Source organism: Arthrobacter sp. HS15c (assembly GCF_040812005.1).
In the GTDB taxonomy this organism is placed as follows: domain Bacteria; phylum Actinomycetota; class Actinomycetes; order Actinomycetales; family Micrococcaceae; genus Arthrobacter.
Window position 1 is genome coordinate 341,990 of sequence record NZ_JBFOHM010000005.1, and the last position, 17,436, is coordinate 359,425.

Here is a 17,436-nt window from a genome sequence, read left to right on the forward strand (position 1 = left end):
GCATTGTGTTGCCAACTGTGGGCAGAATGAACCACGCGTTGGCGTTGCCGGCGACGGACCCCGAGACCAGCGGCGATGGCGCCGCAGAGGGACGTAGAACATGACCAGACTGCTTATCATCGGTCCGCCCGGCTCCGGCAAAGGCACCCAGGCCGAACACATCGCGCGGCATTTCAACATCCCCGCAGTCTCAACCGGCGAGATCTTCCGGGACAACGTCGGCCGGGAAACATTGCTGGGCAAGGAAGCCTCCAAATACCTGGACGACGGCCTTTTTGTGCCCGACCACCTGACCAACGCCCTGGTGAAGGACAGGCTGCTGGACGCCGACGTCCAGGCAGGCTTCCTGCTGGACGGCTACCCCAGGACGGCGCCGCAGGTTACCGAACTGGACAATATGCTGGCCGCCCGGGACCAGCGCGTGGACGCAGTGATCGAACTCCAGGCACCGGATGCCGAACTTGAACAGCGGATGCTGAAGCGCGCCCAGGACCAGGGCCGCAAGGATGACACGGTGGACGTCTTTCGCCGGAGGCTGGATCTCTACCACCGGGAAACGCATGAGGTAGTGTCCGTCTATGCGGGCCGGGGACTGCTTGTCTCCGTAGACGGCAGCGGGACCCCGGGTGAAATCACCGAAGCGGCCATCGCCGCCGTCGAGAAGTTCCTCGCAACCTAGGACAGGAATACCCATGAGAGTTGCAGTGACCGGTGGTAGTGGAAAGCTGGGGCGGCATGTGGTCCGCAGGCTTACGGCGGACGGGCATCAGGTGCTGAACCTGGACCGTGCGGGGGACCGGAGCCCGGGCCTGGCGGTCGTGGACCTTCGGGACTATGGCCAGGTGGTGGATGTGCTGCTGGGACTGGATGACAGGCACACGGGTTTTGACGCCGTCGTGCATCTGGGTGCCATCCCGGCGCCGGGCATCGTTCCGGACGCTGCGACGTTCGAGAACAACATGCTCTCCACTTACAACGTGTTCCAGGCGGCCCGCCGGGCCGGCATTAAGAAGGTGGTGTATGCCTCGAGTGAGACGGTGCTGGGGCTGCCGTTCGACGTCGACCCGCCCTACATCCCGGTGGACGAGGAGTACCCTGCCCGTCCGGAGAGCACGTATTCGCTGGTGAAGCACCTCGAGGAGCAGATGGCCGTTGAACTGACCCGTTGGGACCCGGAGCTGAGCATTGTGGCGTTGCGGTTTTCGAACGTGATGGACGCCGCCGACTACGAACGCTTTCCGTCCTTCGATGCCGACGCGAGGGAGCGTAAGTGGAACCTGTGGGGCTATATCGACGGCCGGGACGGGGCCCAGGCCGTGGCACGGGCGCTGGAAAACGGGCGGCCCGGCTTTGAGGCTTTTATCATCGCCAACGCGGACACCGTGATGAGCCGTTCGAGCGCGAGCCTCGCCGCCGAGGTGTTCCCGAACGTTGTGGTGACCAGGGAACTCGGGGAGCACGAAACCATGCTCTCCATCAACAAGGCGAGGAGGCTCCTGGGCTTCGAGCCCGAGCACAGCTGGCGGACCTACCACCCCAACAGGACCACCCCCACCGAAGACTGACTGCGGCGGCCAGCCACTCCTGAACGGCGTTTCCCTCAAGGCGAACCACGGATTTCCGTAGCCAGCAAAGGGTTGGCGCAGGATTGGGGAAATTCCGGTTCGCGGCATGCAGGGGCTCCTATTCTGGTGATGGGCGGGGCTTCCCCGCCCGCCACTAACCGCCCCAGCCGCCCTGCAAGGACCCTAAAATTCCTACTTCACGCCTGCTCCTGCCCGCCGCTGCCGCGATGCTTGTTTCCGCCGTCGCCCTGACCGCTACTGGTCTTCCGGCCGCAGCAGTTGCACCGGCTGCAAGTGAGGCCAGCGTCCGCTACCTCGTCCGCTACGCCGCCGACGCCGACGTCACCGCCGAGACTGCAGCCATCCGCTCCCGCGGCCTTGGCGTGGGCCGGACGTTTTCGCACGCGGTGCGTGGCGCCGTCGTGACCGCCACGCCGGCGCAGGCCGAGGCGCTGTCCCATTCAGGGCGGGTGGTGTCCGTGGAGGCAGACGCGCCCGTCACCCTCTCCGAAACGCAGCAGCCGGCACCTTGGGGACTGGACCGGGTGGACCAGCGGGCATTGCCCCTTTCCGGCTCCTACAGCTGGGCCGCAGCCGGCGCCGGGGTCAGCGCCTATGTGGTGGACACCGGCGTCCTCGCGACCCACACCGAGTTCGCCGGCCGCATCACGGCAGGCTGGACGGCGGTGGCCGACGGCCGCGGCTCCGGGGACTGCAACGGCCACGGCACGCACGTGGCCGGAACGGTGGCCGGGACCACCTACGGCGTGGCCAAGGCCGCGACCGTGGTCCCCGTCAGGGTCATGGACTGCAACGGCTCCGGCTACAACTCCGACGTCGTCGCCGGCCTCGACTGGATCGCAGCCAACCACGCTGCCGGCACCCCGGCAGTGGTCAACATGAGCCTCGGCGGGGCCGCCAGTGCAGCCGTGGACGCCGCGCTCCAAAGCGTCATCAACGACGGCGTGGCCGCCTTTGTGGCCGCCGGCAACTCCGCCCTTGACGCCTGCGGCAGCTCACCTGCCCGCGTTCCATCCGCCGTTACGGTGGCGGCCAGCGACTCCGCCGACCGGCAGGCCAGCTTCTCCAACTACGGCTCCTGCGTTGACCTCTACGCACCCGGTGTGGGCATCACGTCCGCGTCCTACACCTCCAGCACAGCAACCGCTTCCATGTCCGGCACGTCCATGGCCACGCCGCACGCTGCCGGCGCGGGGGCAGTTCTACTCGCCCGGAATCCGGCGCTCACTCCCGCGCAGGTTGCGGCGGCGCTGGCATCCAGCTCGACTGCCGGCGCCATAAGCGGCACCGGAGCAGGCACGCCGAACCGCCTGCTGTACTCTGCCGGCGCGGCCCCCGTTTCCACCCCTGCACCGGCCCCCTCGCTTCCGGCCCCGACAGTTACGGCCAAGTCACCCGCCGCGAATTCGACGGCGGTCCCCCAGGCCAGCAACATCGCGGCCACCTTCAGCACCGCCGTCCAGGGCGTGGGCAGCGGAACGTTCCTCCTCAAGAATGCCGCCGGCGCGGTTGTCCCGGCCGCAGTCACCTACAACGCCACAACGAAGACCGCGACCCTGGATCCGGCGTCGAACCTGGCCGTGGACTCAACATTCACGGTGACTCTGATCGGCGGAGCCGCCGCCATCCGCGACGCTTCCGGCACCCCGCTGGCCGCCACCACCTGGACCTTCGTCACCGGTCCGGCGCCCACGGTGACGGGCTACGTCCCCGGCAGCAACGACCTCCTGGTCAGGCGATCCAACAACGTGTCCGTGACGTTCAGCGAAGCGGTCCAGGGCGTGACAGCATCCACGTTCACAGTGAAGAACGCCGCGACCGGAGCCGTTGTTGCCGCCGCGGTCTACCGGAACGGCACCAGCAACCAGTGGATCCTCGACCCGCAGCTTGCACTCGCCGCCAAGACCAAATACACGGTGACGGTGACCGGCGGCGCTGCGGCCGTCCGGGACCTCGCCGGCAACCAGCTGGCCACCAAAACGTGGCAGTTCACCACCGGTTCGTTCTGACGCCTCCCTTTGGTAGGGCTACCGGATATTCCGAAGCAGCTTAACGAATCGGCAGAACCTCGTAGCCGTCCGTCTTGGCCACCATCTGCCGGCCGTGGTTGCCGTTGAACTTCAGCCACATCACAGACGAGTCCGCCAAAACTGCCTCAACTTCGCCGGTCCGTACTACGCTGCCCCCAGAGCGGAGTTCCACCCAACAGCCAATCAGCTGATGCCAGTCGTCGGTTGCCTCGTCCACGGTTCGGCAGCCCTCAGGAAACCAGTTCGCGGGTCATCCCGAAAGGAACCTGATCCGACAGGGCTGCGGTGTAGCGGCCCGGGGCGACACGGGTCACCAGGATGCCGTGCGTGCCGGTGAGGAGTGCCACTTCCTGAAGGCGCCGGACGGCGGCATCAAGCTCGTCGTCCAGAAGATGCCGGCTGGCGACATCTATTTCAATGCGGTCTGTGGGGGTAGACATATCAGTTCCTTGTTAACAGTTGGGCAGGTTCTTGGTTACTCAGGCTTGACTACGGAAACGGGGACCGGGCGGTCCTTGGCCTGGTCCGTGGTCCCCGCGGGCGCCTTGGATTCGGTGGTGGACGGAGGTGTGGTCCTGAGTTTGAACCGTTTGCCGATGGTGCTGCCTCCGCCGCCGCTGCGGTTCTTGTTGAAGATGTCGAAGCCCACGGCGAGCAGGAGGACCAGTCCCTTGATGAGCTGCTGGTAGTCGGTGCCCAGGCCCAGGATGGACATGCCGTTGTTCAGCACGCCCATGATCAGGCCGCCGATCATGGCACCGGCCACGGTGCCGATGCCGCCCTGGACGGCGGCGCCGCCGATGAATGCAGCGGCGATGGAGTCGAGTTCGAAGCCGGTGCCGCCGGCGGGCTGTGCCGAGTTGAGCCTGGCGGTGAACACCAGGCCCGCCAGGGCCGCCAGAACGCCCATGTTGACGAAGAGCCGGAAGGTGACGGCCTTGGTCTTGACGCCGGACAGTTCCGCGGCGTGCAGGTTGCCGCCGATCGCGTAGGTGTGGCGGCCGAAGACACTGTTGTTCATCAGCGCCGTGTAGACGACCACCAGGACTGCCAGCACGATCAGCACGATCGGTGTACCGCGGTAGCTGGCGAGGAGGAACGTGATGATCAGCATGAGCAGGGCAACGAAGGTGGTCTTGGTGGCGAACCAGGCCATGGGTTCGTTCTCGAGGTCGAACTTCTTGCGGATCCGGCGTTCCTTGAGCGCCTGGATGAGCAGCGCCACCGTGGCGCCCACGCCCAGGATGACCGTCAGCCATTCCAGCACCGAGGTGCCCCCGGAGATGTCCGGGAGGAAGCCGCCGCCCAGGGCCCGGAGTTCGGCGGGGAACGGGGTGATCTGCTGGTTCTTCAGAGTGATCAGGGTCAGGCCGCGGAATATCAGCATGCCGGCGAGCGTGACGATGAACGCCGGGATGCCGACGTAGGCGATCCAGTATCCCTGCCAGGCACCGACGAGCGCTCCCACCAGGAGGCAGGCCGGGATGGCCAGCCACCAGGCCCAGCCCCAGTGGACCATCATGACGCCGGCGACGGCGCCGATGAAGCCGGCGATCGATCCCACCGAGAGGTCGATGTGCCCGGCGATGATGACCATCACCATGCCGATGGCGAGGATGAGGATGTAGCTGTTCTGGACCACCAGGTTGGTGACGTTCTGCGGCTCAAGCAGGATGCCGTTGGTCAGTACCTGGAACAGCAGGACGATCAGGATCAGGGCAACGAAGATGCCAACCTGCCGGAGGCGGCTTGTCAGGAAGCCGAGGGATTCTCGTAGGGCGGACATGGTCCTATTCCTTCTCTTTGGTCATGAAGTGCATGAGGGTTTCCTGGGATGCTTCGGCGATGGGCACCTCGCCGGTGATGTGGCCGGCGGACAGGGTGTAGATCCTGTCGCAGATGCCGAGGAGTTCGGGCAGTTCCGAGGAGATGACAATGACGGCTTTTCCCTCCGCCGCAAGCTTGGCGATGATCGTGTAGATCTCGAATTTGGCGCCGACATCGATCCCGCGGGTGGGTTCATCGAGGATCAGCACGTCCGGGTCCGAGAACATCCACTTGCTCAGCACCACTTTCTGCTGGTTTCCGCCGGAGAGTTTTCCGGTGATGGCAGCAACCGAGGGCGCCTTGATGTTCATGCTCTTGCGGTAGCCGTTGGCCACCACCGTTTCCCGGTTTTTGTCCACCCAGCCGCCCTTGACGAGCTTGCGGAGCGCGGCCATGGAGATGTTCCGCTGGATATCCTCAATGAGGTTCAGGCCGTAGTGCTTCCGGTCTTCGGTGGCATAGGCGATCCCGTGCCCGATCGCCTGGGACACCGTGGAGGTGTTGATTTCCTTGCCGTACTTGTACACCTTTCCGGACACCGCCGTGCCGTAAGTGCGACCGAAAACGCTCATGGCCAGCTCGGTCCGGCCCGCTCCCATCAGGCCGGCGAGGCCCACCACTTCGCCCTTGCGGACGTTCAGGCTGGCGTTGTGCACCACCATGCGGGTGTGGTCCTGCGGATGCCTGACGGACCAGTCCTCGATCCGCAGGACTTCCTCCCCGATCTTCGGGTCCCGGTCCGGGTAGAGGCTTTCCAGGTCCCGGCCCACCATGCCGCGGATAATCCGTTCCTGCGTGATTTGGCCTTCATCGAGCCGGAGCGTCTCGATGGTTTTGCCGTCGCGGATGATGGTGACGGCGTCTGCGACTTTGCGGATTTCGTTGAGTTTGTGGCTGATGATGATGCTGGTGATGCCCTGGCCCTTCAGATGCAGGATCAGGTCCAGGAGGTGGCCGGAGTCCTCGTCGTTTAGCGCCGCTGTGGGCTCATCCAGGATGAGGAGCTTGACTTCCTTCGAGAGCGCCTTGGCGATTTCCACCAGCTGCTGCTTGCCCACACTGATGTGCTGCACCGGTGTGATGGGGTTTTCGCTCAGGCCCACCCTGGCCAGCAGTTTGGCGGCCTCCAGGTTGGTCTTTCGCCAGTCCACCCAGCCGTTTTTGGCCTGCTCGTTGCCGAGGTAGATGTTTTCGGCGATCGAGAGGTAGGGGCTCAGGGCGAGCTCCTGGTGGATGATGACGATGCCGCGTTTCTCGCTGTCGTTGATGGTGGAGAAGTTGCAGGGCTCGTTTTCGAAGAGGATGTCCCCGTCGAAGGAGTTGTGCGGGTAGACCCCGGACAGGACTTTCATCAGGGTGGATTTCCCCGCCCCGTTCTCGCCGCAGATGGCGTGGACCTCGCCACGGTTCACGTCCAGGGTGACATCCTGCAGGGCTTTCACGCCCGGGAAGGTTTTGGTAATTCCTCGCATTTGAAGAATGGGTGTGTTCATCGTCAATTCCCACTGACTGGTTGGAAAACTGGACCGGCCTGCGGCTGCAGGGGCCTACGGGAAGGGGTTGCGGCCAGGCCGTGCGGCCGGCCCCAACCCCGCAAGAAGAGTTACTTGACGTCGGCGTCCGTGTAGTAGCCGGAGTCGATCAGTTCCTTCTTGTAGTTTTCCGCTGTGATGATCACGGACTTGAGCAGATAGGCCGGAACCACCTTGACCTTGTTGTTGTAGGTCTTGGTGTCGTTGACCTCCGGCTCCTGGCCCTTCAGCAGGGCGTCGACCATCTTCACTGCCTGGGAGCCCAGCTGGCGGGTGTCCTTGAAGATGGTGGAGTACTGCTCACCGGCGATGATGGACTTCACGGAGCCCTTCTCAGCGTCCTGGCCTGTGACGACCGGCAGGTTGCCCTTGGCGTAGCCGCCGGTGCTGGTCAGAGCCGAGATGATGCCGATGGAGAGGCCGTCATAGGGGGAGAGTACGCCGTCGAGCTTGGTCCCGGAGCTGTAGGCCGCGGTCAGGACGTCCTCCATACGCTTCTGGGCAACAGGGGCCTGCCAGCGCAGGATGGCGGCCTGCTCGAACTTGGTCTGGCCGCTGGGGACCTTGAGGGTTCCGGCGTCCAGATACGGCTTCAGTGTGTCCATGGCGCCGGTCCAGAAGAAGTTGGCGTTGTTGTCATCCGGGCTGCCGGCGAAGAGCTCAACGTTGAACGGGCCCTTGCCCTCCACCTTCTTGCCGGCGGCATCAACCAGGCCCAGCCCGGTCAGCAGTGACGTTGCCTGCTGCACGCCCACCGTGTAGTTATCGAACGTAGTGTAGAAATCAACGTTCGGGGTGCCGTTGATGAGGCGGTCGTAGGCGATGACCTTGACGTTCTGTTCCTTCGCCTTGGCCAGCACATCGGTCAGGGTGGTGCCGTCGATGGCGGCGATAATGAGCGCCTTTGCACCCTTGGTCAGCATGTTCTCGATCTGCGATACCTGCGTGGGGATGTCGTCATTGGCGAACTGCAGGTCAGTCTTGTAACCGAGTCCCTTCAGGGACTTTTCCACGTTTCCGCCATCGGCGATCCAACGCTCGGATGTCTGGGTAGGCATCGAGATGCCAACCAGGGATTCACTAGGATTCGCAGTGGCTTCCGGAGTGGCGGTTCCACCCCGGCTTCCGCACCCTGTGGCACCCACAGTGACTGCGAGGACGACGGCGACGGCGCCCAGGAATTTCCTAATTCTCACGATTTCTCCTCCCGCGGATGCTAGTCCGCGAAGTGGTGCTGGGCCGGCAGGCGTCTGCGCTTGCCGGTGGAGCGGTACTGCTTTGGTGTGCAGGGCCCGAGCCCTGGACATCTGAAGAGCTGCCAACAGGCGGGCGCGGAGTTCAATGTGCCGGATGTGCAGTTCTGGAAGGTTTCTATGTTTGTTAGCGCTAACACGAGATGCTACTCCAGGGTAGACTGTGAGTCAAGTCACGTTTTGGTCAGGCGCGGACGCCCGTGTCCACCCGGAACTCCGCACGGCCGTGGCGCACTCCGTTGATCTGGAGCTCGAGGGCGTGCATCCCCGGGTGGTGGACCCGTGTGGTCATCGGCCGGAAGGCGTGGCGCTTCGCGAGCATCCTGGTCTCGCCCGCGGCAAGCGTCAGGGCCGTGAGCTTGAAAATCTTCACGGACTGGCTGCCGTTGGCCTTGCGATAATGGACCGCATAGTCCACCGCCAGCCGGGCATCGCCGTCGCCGGTGTTGGAAATCTCGAATTCGAAGCCCAGGTCTTCGGGCATGGCCACCACGTCCCGGTCCAGCCGGAGTTCCGTGACCGCCACCGACGCCGGCACGAACCCCTGCAGCGCCAGCGCCCCGGGGTGGGCCTTCTTGACCAGGGTCCGGAGGCCGTGCCTGACCACCCACGCAGTGTTGGCGTCCGGCGCGGCCAGCCAGCCGGCCGCCGTCGACACCACAACGTCCGGCGCGTGCCGGGCGAGGTCGTTGAGGTGGTTGGCCACAGACCGACGGACATATTCGGAGGGGTCACGGTACAGGGCATCAAGGATGGGCAGGGTCGCCCCTGGCCGCTGGACCAGGGCCGGGACCCGGACAGCCCAGGGGAGATAGGCCCGGGTCCCTTCGCTTGCCAGACGGCGCACATGCTCATCCGGGTGTTCGGTCCACTCCAGGATGGCCTGCAGTGAGGTGTCCGGATCACGGGCGAGCAGTCGCCGGATGGCAAACTCGCCCGTCAGCCGGGGAGTCAGTTCAGCCAGAAGGGCCAGGCAGTCTTTGAAGTCCGGAATGCCGCCCGAATCGAGGGCCAGGGTGACAGCCGCTTCGGATACCGGCCAGAGGACCCAGCCGGTAAAGCCGGAGTGGTCCAGCGCGCGGCGGAAGATGCCGGCCGCCGTCGCATATCCGGGACGCGGCAGCCGCTGCAGATCATCCAGCAGCGCTCCGCTGACGCGGTCGGTGCGTCCGCGCAGGCTCAGCCCGTCCAGCGTTCTGCCGGCGCCAGCGAGGGCGGGCCACTGCGCGCCCGGTGCTGCTGCGGCCAGAATGTCAGCCAGCGCCTCCACGGCGTGCTCGTTGATCAGCTCGTTCATCGCACCCATTCCGTCAGGCTACCGCGGCATACTGATTCGGGCGGAACCGGTGCGGCACGTTTGGCAGTCGGGCCAGTCAATCGTGGAAGAACGGGGATAATCTTCACTTTAGGAGTCTTCAACGGCGCAGGGACGGAATACAAGTGGCACAGCAGTCAGGACAGGCACCATCCGGCAAGGCCCCCAACTGGTGGCGCAGCTTCCATGACAAGTTCGTCGTGGAGGAACGTTTCATGGAACCCGAGGCGCGAAAGGCACTCTATCGCTGGGCCGTGCTTCTGGTGGCGGTGGGCGCCATCGTTTTCGTGGCCACCCTCATCGGTGTCCTGCAGCACGACGGGCTCGCGTCGGCGGACGAGTCCGCGCGGAACTGGCTGCTCGGCCTCCGTTCGGAGTTGCTCACTGCCGTGATGATCTTCCTGGCGGTGGTGTTCGGGCCCGTTGCCCTGCCGATCATTGTCCTGGTGGTCATCCTTGTGTGGGGATTCGCAGCCAAGCACGCCTGGCGACCGATGCTCCTCGCCGGCGGCATGATCACCGGCGTCGTGGTATCGCAGATTATCCTGCAAATCGTCAAAAGGTCCCGCCCGCCCGTGGAGCTGATGCTGTTCGGTGCCGACCACACGTTCTCCTTCCCCTCCGGCCACGTCCTGGGCGCCTGTGACTTCCTGCTGGTGGGCACTTTCCTCATCTTCTCGCGGCGCGCCAACACCCGGTCCGCCGTGCTCGGCTTTGTGGGGGCCGGCGTCGGTATTGTGCTGGCAGCACTCAGCAGGCTGTACCTGGGATACCACTGGCTCAGTGATGCACTGGCTTCACTCTCCCTCTCGCTGATTATCCTGGGCGCGGTCATTGCCCTGGACACGTGGCGTACCGCCCGGATCCCCGGCGAGCGGATCACGGGCGAGCTCTCCAAAGCGGACGCGCCAGGCGACTAGCGATGCCATCCGAGGCGGACGTGCGGAGGATGTGCCTGGCACTGCCCGGTGTTTCGGAACGGAGCAGCTGGGGCCAGCCGGCGTGGTTCGCCAAGACCCTGATGGCGCGCATCTGGGAAGACGGTGTACTCACCGTCAAGACGGACGAGCGGGAGGCGCTGGCCGGCACTGAGCCTGACACGTACTTCTGGACACCGCACCACGACCGTTCACCGCAGCTGGCGCTGGTCCGCCTCGCCTGGATCGGAACCGACGAGCTGGGGGAACTGCTTGAGGAGTCCCACCGGCTGGCAGGTGGGCGCGGGTCCTGACCGCAGTCTGAAGGCTACGAATCCGGGTGCGAACGTGCCCGGTTGAGGGCCCGGCGCAGCTTGGCGTTGGCTTCCTCCAGCTCAAGGACCTTCGCGACGCCGGCGAGGTTGAGTCCCTCTTGGAGCAATTCGCCGATACGCAGGAGAAGTGCAATGTCCGATTCGCTGTACTGCCGTGTTCCTCCGGCTGTCCGGGCTGGCGTAAGTAGTCCCCGCGTCTCATAGAGCCGGATGTTCTGCTGTCCAGTGCCCGTCAGCTGGGCCGCGACGGAGATGGCGTAAAGCGCCCGCCCTGGCCTGGGCTGCGGTGTATGACCGGACGCCGGCTCTGTCATGTCTGCTCCAAAAAATCCTTGAATGAATCCCTTGCCTCAGTTTGTCACTGGTGCTATAAAAAATCTATATCCACCACCATAGATTGACGGCGGGGGATATGAACCTAAAACAACACCTGAATGCTGAAGGAGTGGGAAATGATGTTGATGCGTACGGACCCGTTCCGGGAGCTGGACCGGTTGACCCAGCAGGTCTTTGGGACCGCTGCCCGCCCGGCGGCCATGCCGATGGACGCGTGGCAGGAAGACGGTGAGTTTGTTGTCGCCTTTGACCTTCCGGGCGTGAAAGTGGACTCAGTGGACCTGAACGTTGAGCGGAACGTCCTCACGGTCCGGGCAGAGCGGCTGGACCCGACCCAGCCCAATGTTGAGCTCGTTGCCTCAGAACGGCCCCGCGGTGTGTTCAGCCGCCAGCTGATCCTGGGCGACACCTTGGACACGGACAAGATCAAGGCCAGTTACGATCAGGGTGTCCTGACCTTGAGGATCCCCGTGGTCGAGCAGGCGAAACCGCGGAAGATCGAGATAGAAACCAAGGGCCAGCTGCACGAGATCGGGAGCTAAACCGTTTCGGATGCCGGCTAAGCGGACCGGGCGCGGGCAGGGACAACCCGCCTGCGCCCCGGCCGTTCTCGAAAGGCGCCAGGTATGGATTCGCGATACGAGAGTACGGGCAATGCGGACGGGGCCGACCTGCCCGACCATTATGCCGCCCTGCAGGTGCCATCCTCGGCCAGCCAGCGGGAGATCGCCCGCGCCTACCGAGCCCTGATGCGAAACTTCCATCCCGACGTCGACGGGGCAACAGTCAACGGGGCAACACCTGCCGAGGATCCGGCCAATGACAGCTCGGCTTTGCAGAGACCGGCGGAGGGGAGCCAGTCAGCCAGGAGGAACGAGCTGTTGCGCATCATGCAGGCGTTTGCCGTCCTTCGGGATCCGGGCCGCCGCGCGGCCTACGATCGAAGCCGCGCCCGCAGCCAGGTGGTTTCCCGTCCGGCCGCCGGGCCGCAAGACATCCCCGTGCAGTACGTTCGCGGGCAGGAAAACCAGCCCCTTCCCACTATCAGAATCACCCCGGTCCGTTGGGAAAGCGGGCCTTGGGCCTGACCCCACCATCCCAAGGAGGAACACCACCATGAGCGAGTGGCGCCGCTACGATTCTCACCTGATGCCGGTTTTCCACGAGCGCTTTGAACAGCGCTGGGGCCAGGGCACTGCACCGTTCCTGGATCCCGAGGCGCATGAGGAACCCTTGCCTCGTGCCCAGTGGATCAACCCGTCTACAGGCGCGGCACTGGCCGTAGTCCCGGTGTGGACGGCGGACGAGGGCCAGCAGCGTTCCTTTGGCGTGTTTTATCTTCCTCCCGCCGGTGACATCTGGGTGCTCCGTCCGGGCTACACCGGGTACTTGGAGCCTGCCGACGGCGACACGGAACACCTGGTCACGCTGCGGAACGACGCCTACCGCAAGGCCGTAGCCCACGCCAAGGAGTTCCTGTTCGGCTCACAATGAGCCGGCAGGGCCGGCGAATCAGGGCGTGTAGCTGCGCCCAATGACGCTGGGCCCCGGAAAGCCGGGCCCGGGGAACCCGGGTGCTCCCGCCGCGTCAGGGCCGCTGCCCAGCAGGGTGCGGGTGAGGGCTTCGGCGTCGGCAGCCCGCAGCGTTGTCGAGGCCGTCCATGGCGTCCAGCACCTCAAACAGCAGCGGCCGCGGACCGTGCCCGAAGCTCCGGTCCTCTGGCTCAGCAGATGCCGGACCGTGTGGGTTTTGCCAGTTCCAGGCCGGCCGTAGAGCAGGATGCCGCTCTTGAGGTGCTGGCCGTGGTCCTTGAGCGAGGTACGGTGGGTGGCGATCGCGCTGCAGCACCGACAGCCGCTGGCCGCCGCCGATGCCCATTTTCCACCACCACCGCAAGCTCCGCGGCCGGCACGCCAAGATGCTCGGTCAGTGCTTGAAGCAGCTGCTGTCCCGCCTGCTGCCGGTGGTTTCCGGACTGCGCCAGCTGGACCAGCGCGGCAAAATCATCGATGAACTTCCCCAGTTTTTCATCCATCCCCAGACCCTGGCAGGAGGCGCCGGGTTGCTACTCGTCAGCCGCCCGGCCGTGTGCCATTCTGAGGGGTACAGTTCCTAACCCAGCTAAGGAAGTTGGCACCAACGTGCATATCACCGCCAAGGATTTGGCAGCGCTCATCCCGTCCGGATTCACCCTTGGCGTGGCCACCGCGGCCTTCCAGATCGAGGGTGCGTTGGAGGAGGATGGCCGCGGCCCGGCAGGATGGGATGTTTTCGCGTCCAAGCCGGGAGCCATTGTTGAGGACCACAGCCCGGCGATCGCCTGCGACCACTACCACCGGATGCCCGAAGACGTGGCCCTGATGAAGCAACTGGGCGTGGACTCGTACCGATTCTCCCTCGCGTGGCCGCGGATCCAGCCCACTGGCAGCGGAACTGTGAACCGTGCAGGACTGGATTTCTACGACCGCCTCCTAGATGAGCTGCTGGCCAACGGGATTTCGCCCATGGTCACCCTCTACCACTGGGATACCCCGAAAGCGCTGGACGACACCGGCGGCTGGATGAACCGCGACACCGCCTACCGGCTGGGGGAGTTCGCCGCAATCGCCGCCGATGCCTTCGGCGACAGGGTGGCGCGCTGGGCGACGATCAACGAACCCGCCACGGTCACCACCAATGGCTACACCCTGGGGCTGCATTCGCCCGGTGAGTCCCTCATGCTCGGCGCTTTCCCCACGGTGCACCATCAGCTGCTGGGCCACGGCCTCGCAGTACAGGCTTTGCGGGCCGCAGGAGTTCCCGGTGAGATCGGCATGACCAACGTCTACTCGCCGATGATCCCCAACTCCATCAACCCGCTGGACAAGATCAGTGCCGGCCTGATGGACCTTGCCCAGAACCGGCTGTACGCGGACCCAGTCCTGTTGGGCAAGTACCCGGACGTCATCCGCGCCGCGAAGATCTTCAGCTCCTTCGACCACCCGGACGAGGACATGGAGATCATTTCCCAGCCGTTGGATTTTTACGGGCTGAATTACTACATGCCCACCAAGGTGGCCGTCGGTCCGGGGAAGGGAGCGGTTCCGGAGAGCATGGCGGAGGCCATGGGCAGCGACCTCAGCGCGATGGGCAACGGCGGCACCCCCTTCCATGTCGAGCCCTGGCCCGAAGCCGACGTCACCGCCTACGGCTGGCCCGTCAAGTCCGAATACATGGGTGTCGCGCTGAAGGAAATGGCGGAGCGCTACCCGAACCTGCCGCCCGTGATCATCACCGAGGGCGGGGCGAGCTTCGAGGACATCATCGTCCGCGACAAGTCCACGAACACGACGTTCATCCCGGATGAACGTCGCCTCAAATACCTCTCGGACCACCTGGAAGCGGCACTCAAAGCCACGGCCCCGGGCGGGGAGGCCGAATCAGTGGAGCTCCGCGGCTATTACGTCTGGTCATTGATGGACAACTTCGAGTGGTCCGCCGGCTACAACCAGCCGTTCGGCTTGCTCCACGTGGATTTCGAGACCTTGGAACGCACGCCCAAGGCGTCCTACTTCTGGTTCCAGGAACTCCTCGAGGAACGGAACCTGGTGGCTGCGGCGGCCACGGCCGTCGCGCAGGCTGCCGGACCGGAACCGGCCGTGACGGAGGAGAATGACGACGACGTGACCACCCTGGGTGCCACCGCATAGGGCGGCGGGACTGGAGTCCGGCGGGGTTGCGTCCGGTGGGCTAGAGGAGGTCCAGGGACCTGAGCTGCTTGGCCATCCCGGCGCCGTCAGTGGAGTAGATCCACGGCACTGCCGACGCGCTGTGGTCCCCGTCTTCGGAGTGCCCGCCCGCAAACACTGCCTCGCTGACGGAAAGCTGCCGGATGGCAATGGCGGCAACCTTGTCCGCATGCTCCTGGGCGAAGCCGGAGTAGATCTGTTCGTCGTGCTGGCCGTTGTCCCCGATCAGGAGCCAGCGCATGTCCGGGAACTCCTTGGCGAGACGTTCGAGGTTGCGGTGTTTATGCTCCTGCCCGCTGCGGAACCACCTGTCCTGCGTCAATCCCCAGTCGGTGAGCAGCAGGGCGCCGGCGGGGTACATGTTGCGGCCCAGGAAACGCGCCAGGGTGGGAGCTGCGTTCCACGGCCCGGTGGACAGATAGATTACAGGGGCTTCCGGATGCTCGACGGTGAGCCGGTCCAGCAGGACCGCCATCCCGGGCGTGGCCATCCGGGCCCTCTCGCTGAGGACAAACGTGTTCCACAACGCGAGGAAGGGGCGGGGCAGGGCCGTGACCATGACGGTGTCGTCAATATCGGACACGATGCCGAAGGTGGTGTCCGGTGCGATCACCTGGATCAGCGCCTCCACGGGCTCAGTCCCTTCGGCGCGCAGCACGGCCGTGTGCCAGCCGGGGGACAGCCGGATGTCCACCACGGTGTCGATCAGGCCGCCGCGGTCTGCCTTCACGGTGGTCACGACGTCTCCGATGGTGACTTCCACGTTGGTGAACTGCACGGGGACGCTGGTGAAAGCCCGCCAGCCGCGGACGTTCTGGGTACCGTTGCGGGCGGCATGTTCGGCCCGGCTGCCGGGTGCCGGCTCCTTGGTGAGCAGCACGCGGCCCAGTACCCGCACCCACTCAGTGGATCCGTAACCCTGGTATGCGATGGTCTTCGGCACGAAGTTCCAGCGTTTTGCCAGCTGCAGGCGGGCACTGTTAACGCCGTCGGAGAGCCGGTGAGCCAGCCGGAAGGCGCGGTTGCCGGCCAATGATGATTTCTGCGGGGCCCTGTCCATGCCTCCACTCTGCCACAGGCGCTGCGGTGAACGCCCAGCGTGACTTCAGCCGGCGCCCAGGATCCAGCGCAGGGTCTCGGCGTTCCGCACGGCGTTCCCGCCGCCGTCGTTATTGAAGTACACAAACACGTCCCGACCGCTGTCAGACCACTCCCGGACGCGGTCAGCCCACCAGCCCAGGTCGCCGTCCGAATACGAGCCGCCGTAGAGGTGTTGGTGGTCCGGGCCGTGCAGCCTGATGTACACGAAAGGCGCCGTAGCGCGGAGGATGCACGGCAGGTTGGCTCCGCTCATGATGCAGTACGCGGCCCCGTGCCGCTCCAACAGCCCGTAGATGTCCGGGTGGTCCCAGCTGGGGTGCCGGAACTCCACGGCCACGCGGATCCAGCGCGGCACCATGGCGAGGAAATATTCCAGCCGGGCGTCATCCCTGGCCTGCTGCGGCGGGAGCTGGACCAGCAGGACCGCCCGTTTGTCGCCGAGTTCATGCCAGCACCGCGTGATCCGTTCCAGCCAGACCTCGGGCGCATACAGCTTCTTACCGTGCGTCAGCCCGCGCGGGGCTTTGACCGACATCGCGAAGCCGTCGGGAAGCCGCCGCCGCCAGCTGGCGAAGGAGGTGTCCCGGGGCCAGCGGTAGAAACTCGCGTTGAGTTCCACCGTGCCGAACCGGGCAACGTAATGCTGCAGCCTGTCCCGGACCGGGAGCCCTGGCGGGTACAGCACGTTCTCCCAATGGTCATAGCTCCAGCCTGACGTTCCAATGTGGATGGCCACGTCAGCTGAAGTGTGTCTTCAGGGTGCCGCCGCCCGCGGATTCCACTATGGCGGCGGCCACGTCGCGGAGTTTCACATTGCGCGTGCTGGAGGCGGATTTGATGAGGTCCATTGCCTCGTCCTGGGTGCACCTGTTCTGGCCGATGATGATTCCCACCGCCGTATCGATCACCGTGCGGGAATCGAGGGCCGCCTTCAGGTTGGCCGCGGTATCCGAATGCTGGGCCAGCCGCACGGCTAGGCGCATTCCCTTGGAAGCCTGGGACACGTAGCTGAGGGCATGCTCCACGGCATTGGCATCGAAGGTGCCAGCACGGTCTGAGTAGAGGTTCATCCCCGCCTTGGCATCGTCCCCGGAAAGCTCGAACGGTACGGCCAGGACCGACCGGATGCCGTGGTTCAGCACCTTGGCCGCATATTCCGGCCACAGGGTTTCCGTCTTAAGGTCCCGGATGTGCACAACTACACCTTCCCGGGCGCATTGGAGGCACGGGCCATCACCGTAGTCGTATTGGAGCTCATCGAGGAGGTGTGCCCGGTCGCCGCTGCTGGCCACGGTGACCGCGGTCCGGTGGCGGAGCAAAGTGATCCCGCAAAGGACTTCGCCCCGTGCTCCGGAGAGGTTCTCGGCCGAATAGGTTGCGAGTTCATTGAGGAAGTCCTCCACATCCTGGGTGTCCAGGAGAAGATCCTGTATTTTGTCGATGACGAGGCCGATAGATGGCTGTTCCAAGGGGTG

The 17,436-nt window shown here is 64.9% G+C and carries 20 protein-coding genes; 10 read left to right on the forward strand and 10 right to left on the reverse strand.

What is annotated here, in order from left to right:
• The first annotated feature begins 100 nt into the window (after positions 1-100).
• The 3 genes from ABV518_RS10480 (at position 101) to ABV518_RS10490 (ending at position 3,595) form a co-directional block, all read left to right on the forward strand.
• The gene (locus ABV518_RS10480; RefSeq protein ID WP_367766976.1) at positions 101-679 is read left to right on the forward strand and encodes an adenylate kinase; all 579 of its coding nucleotides are present in this window, start codon (positions 101-103) and stop codon (positions 677-679) included.
• Between the two features lie 13 nt (positions 680-692).
• On the forward strand, positions 693-1,565 hold the full coding sequence (locus ABV518_RS10485) for an NAD-dependent epimerase/dehydratase family protein (protein WP_367766977.1): 873 nt from the start codon (positions 693-695) through the stop codon (positions 1,563-1,565).
• Positions 1,566-1,792: 227 nt separating this feature from the next.
• Positions 1,793-3,595, forward strand: coding sequence for a S8 family serine peptidase (locus tag ABV518_RS10490; RefSeq protein ID WP_367766978.1), 1,803 nt, complete (start codon positions 1,793-1,795; stop codon positions 3,593-3,595).
• Between the two features lie 40 nt (positions 3,596-3,635).
• Here ABV518_RS10490 and ABV518_RS10495 read toward each other — a convergent pair whose 3' ends face one another.
• The 6 genes from ABV518_RS10495 to ABV518_RS10520 all read right to left on the reverse strand — a co-directional run bounded on the left by ABV518_RS10495 (position 3,636) and on the right by ABV518_RS10520 (position 9,534).
• Positions 3,636-3,833, reverse strand: coding sequence for a hypothetical protein (locus ABV518_RS10495; RefSeq protein ID WP_367766979.1), 198 nt, complete (start codon positions 3,831-3,833; stop codon positions 3,636-3,638).
• Positions 3,834-3,846: 13 nt separating this feature from the next.
• A complete protein-coding gene (locus tag ABV518_RS10500) occupies positions 3,847-4,056 on the reverse strand; it encodes a hypothetical protein (RefSeq protein ID WP_367766982.1) in 210 nt (69 codons plus the stop codon).
• Positions 4,057-4,091: 35 nt separating this feature from the next.
• A complete protein-coding gene (gene mmsB, locus ABV518_RS10505; protein WP_367766983.1) occupies positions 4,092-5,402 on the reverse strand; it encodes a multiple monosaccharide ABC transporter permease in 1,311 nt (436 codons plus the stop codon).
• A 4-nt stretch (positions 5,403-5,406) separates the two neighbouring features.
• Positions 5,407-6,936, reverse strand: coding sequence for a multiple monosaccharide ABC transporter ATP-binding protein (gene mmsA, locus ABV518_RS10510; RefSeq protein WP_367766984.1), 1,530 nt, complete (start codon positions 6,934-6,936; stop codon positions 5,407-5,409).
• A gap of 110 nt (positions 6,937-7,046) precedes the next feature.
• Positions 7,047-8,171 carry a multiple monosaccharide ABC transporter substrate-binding protein gene (chvE, locus tag ABV518_RS10515; protein WP_367766986.1) on the reverse strand — a complete coding sequence of 375 codons (1,125 nt, stop codon included), beginning with the start codon at positions 8,169-8,171 and terminating at the stop codon, positions 7,047-7,049.
• Positions 8,172-8,412: 241 nt separating this feature from the next.
• The gene (locus ABV518_RS10520) at positions 8,413-9,534 is read right to left on the reverse strand and encodes a DNA alkylation repair protein (RefSeq protein WP_367766988.1); all 1,122 of its coding nucleotides are present in this window, start codon (positions 9,532-9,534) and stop codon (positions 8,413-8,415) included.
• 134 nt (positions 9,535-9,668) lie between these two features.
• On the opposite strand from ABV518_RS10520, the gene ABV518_RS10525 reads away from it, so the two are divergent.
• A complete protein-coding gene (locus ABV518_RS10525) occupies positions 9,669-10,463 on the forward strand; it encodes a phosphatase PAP2 family protein (RefSeq protein ID WP_367766989.1) in 795 nt (264 codons plus the stop codon).
• 2 nt (positions 10,464-10,465) lie between these two features.
• Positions 10,466-10,774, forward strand: coding sequence for an MmcQ/YjbR family DNA-binding protein (locus ABV518_RS10530; protein WP_367766990.1), 309 nt, complete (start codon positions 10,466-10,468; stop codon positions 10,772-10,774).
• 14 nt (positions 10,775-10,788) lie between these two features.
• Here the strand turns inward: ABV518_RS10530 and ABV518_RS10535 are convergent, their stop codons facing one another.
• Positions 10,789-11,109 carry a MerR family transcriptional regulator gene (locus ABV518_RS10535; RefSeq protein WP_367766991.1) on the reverse strand — a complete coding sequence of 107 codons (321 nt, stop codon included), beginning with the start codon at positions 11,107-11,109 and terminating at the stop codon, positions 10,789-10,791.
• 141 nt (positions 11,110-11,250) lie between these two features.
• On the opposite strand from ABV518_RS10535, the gene ABV518_RS10540 reads away from it, so the two are divergent.
• The 5 genes from ABV518_RS10540 (at position 11,251) to ABV518_RS10560 (ending at position 14,821) form a co-directional block, all read left to right on the forward strand.
• Positions 11,251-11,673 (forward strand): Hsp20/alpha crystallin family protein, encoded by a 423-nt coding sequence (locus ABV518_RS10540; protein WP_367767072.1) that lies wholly within the window; start codon positions 11,251-11,253, stop codon positions 11,671-11,673.
• 84 nt (positions 11,674-11,757) lie between these two features.
• A complete protein-coding gene (locus tag ABV518_RS10545; protein ID WP_367766992.1) occupies positions 11,758-12,219 on the forward strand; it encodes a J domain-containing protein in 462 nt (153 codons plus the stop codon).
• 28 nt (positions 12,220-12,247) lie between these two features.
• On the forward strand, positions 12,248-12,625 hold the full coding sequence (locus tag ABV518_RS10550) for a hypothetical protein (protein ID WP_367766993.1): 378 nt from the start codon (positions 12,248-12,250) through the stop codon (positions 12,623-12,625).
• Positions 12,626-13,002: 377 nt separating this feature from the next.
• On the forward strand, positions 13,003-13,248 hold the full coding sequence (locus tag ABV518_RS10555) for a hypothetical protein (RefSeq protein WP_367766994.1): 246 nt from the start codon (positions 13,003-13,005) through the stop codon (positions 13,246-13,248).
• A 25-nt stretch (positions 13,249-13,273) separates the two neighbouring features.
• Complete coding sequence (locus tag ABV518_RS10560; RefSeq protein ID WP_367766995.1) at positions 13,274-14,821, forward strand: glycoside hydrolase family 1 protein; 1,548 nt, start codon at positions 13,274-13,276, stop codon at positions 14,819-14,821.
• A 40-nt stretch (positions 14,822-14,861) separates the two neighbouring features.
• On the opposite strand, the gene ABV518_RS10565 is transcribed toward ABV518_RS10560, so the two are convergent.
• From ABV518_RS10565 to ABV518_RS10575, 3 genes are read right to left on the reverse strand one after another with little or no spacing between them, the layout of a single operon-like run.
• A complete protein-coding gene (locus ABV518_RS10565) occupies positions 14,862-15,920 on the reverse strand; it encodes an App1 family protein (RefSeq protein ID WP_367766997.1) in 1,059 nt (352 codons plus the stop codon).
• 45 nt (positions 15,921-15,965) lie between these two features.
• Positions 15,966-16,697 carry a DUF72 domain-containing protein gene (locus ABV518_RS10570; protein ID WP_367766999.1) on the reverse strand — a complete coding sequence of 244 codons (732 nt, stop codon included), beginning with the start codon at positions 16,695-16,697 and terminating at the stop codon, positions 15,966-15,968.
• A gap of 1 nt (position 16,698) precedes the next feature.
• A complete protein-coding gene (locus ABV518_RS10575; RefSeq protein ID WP_367767000.1) occupies positions 16,699-17,430 on the reverse strand; it encodes a GAF and ANTAR domain-containing protein in 732 nt (243 codons plus the stop codon).
• Positions 17,431-17,436: the final 6 nt, after the last annotated feature.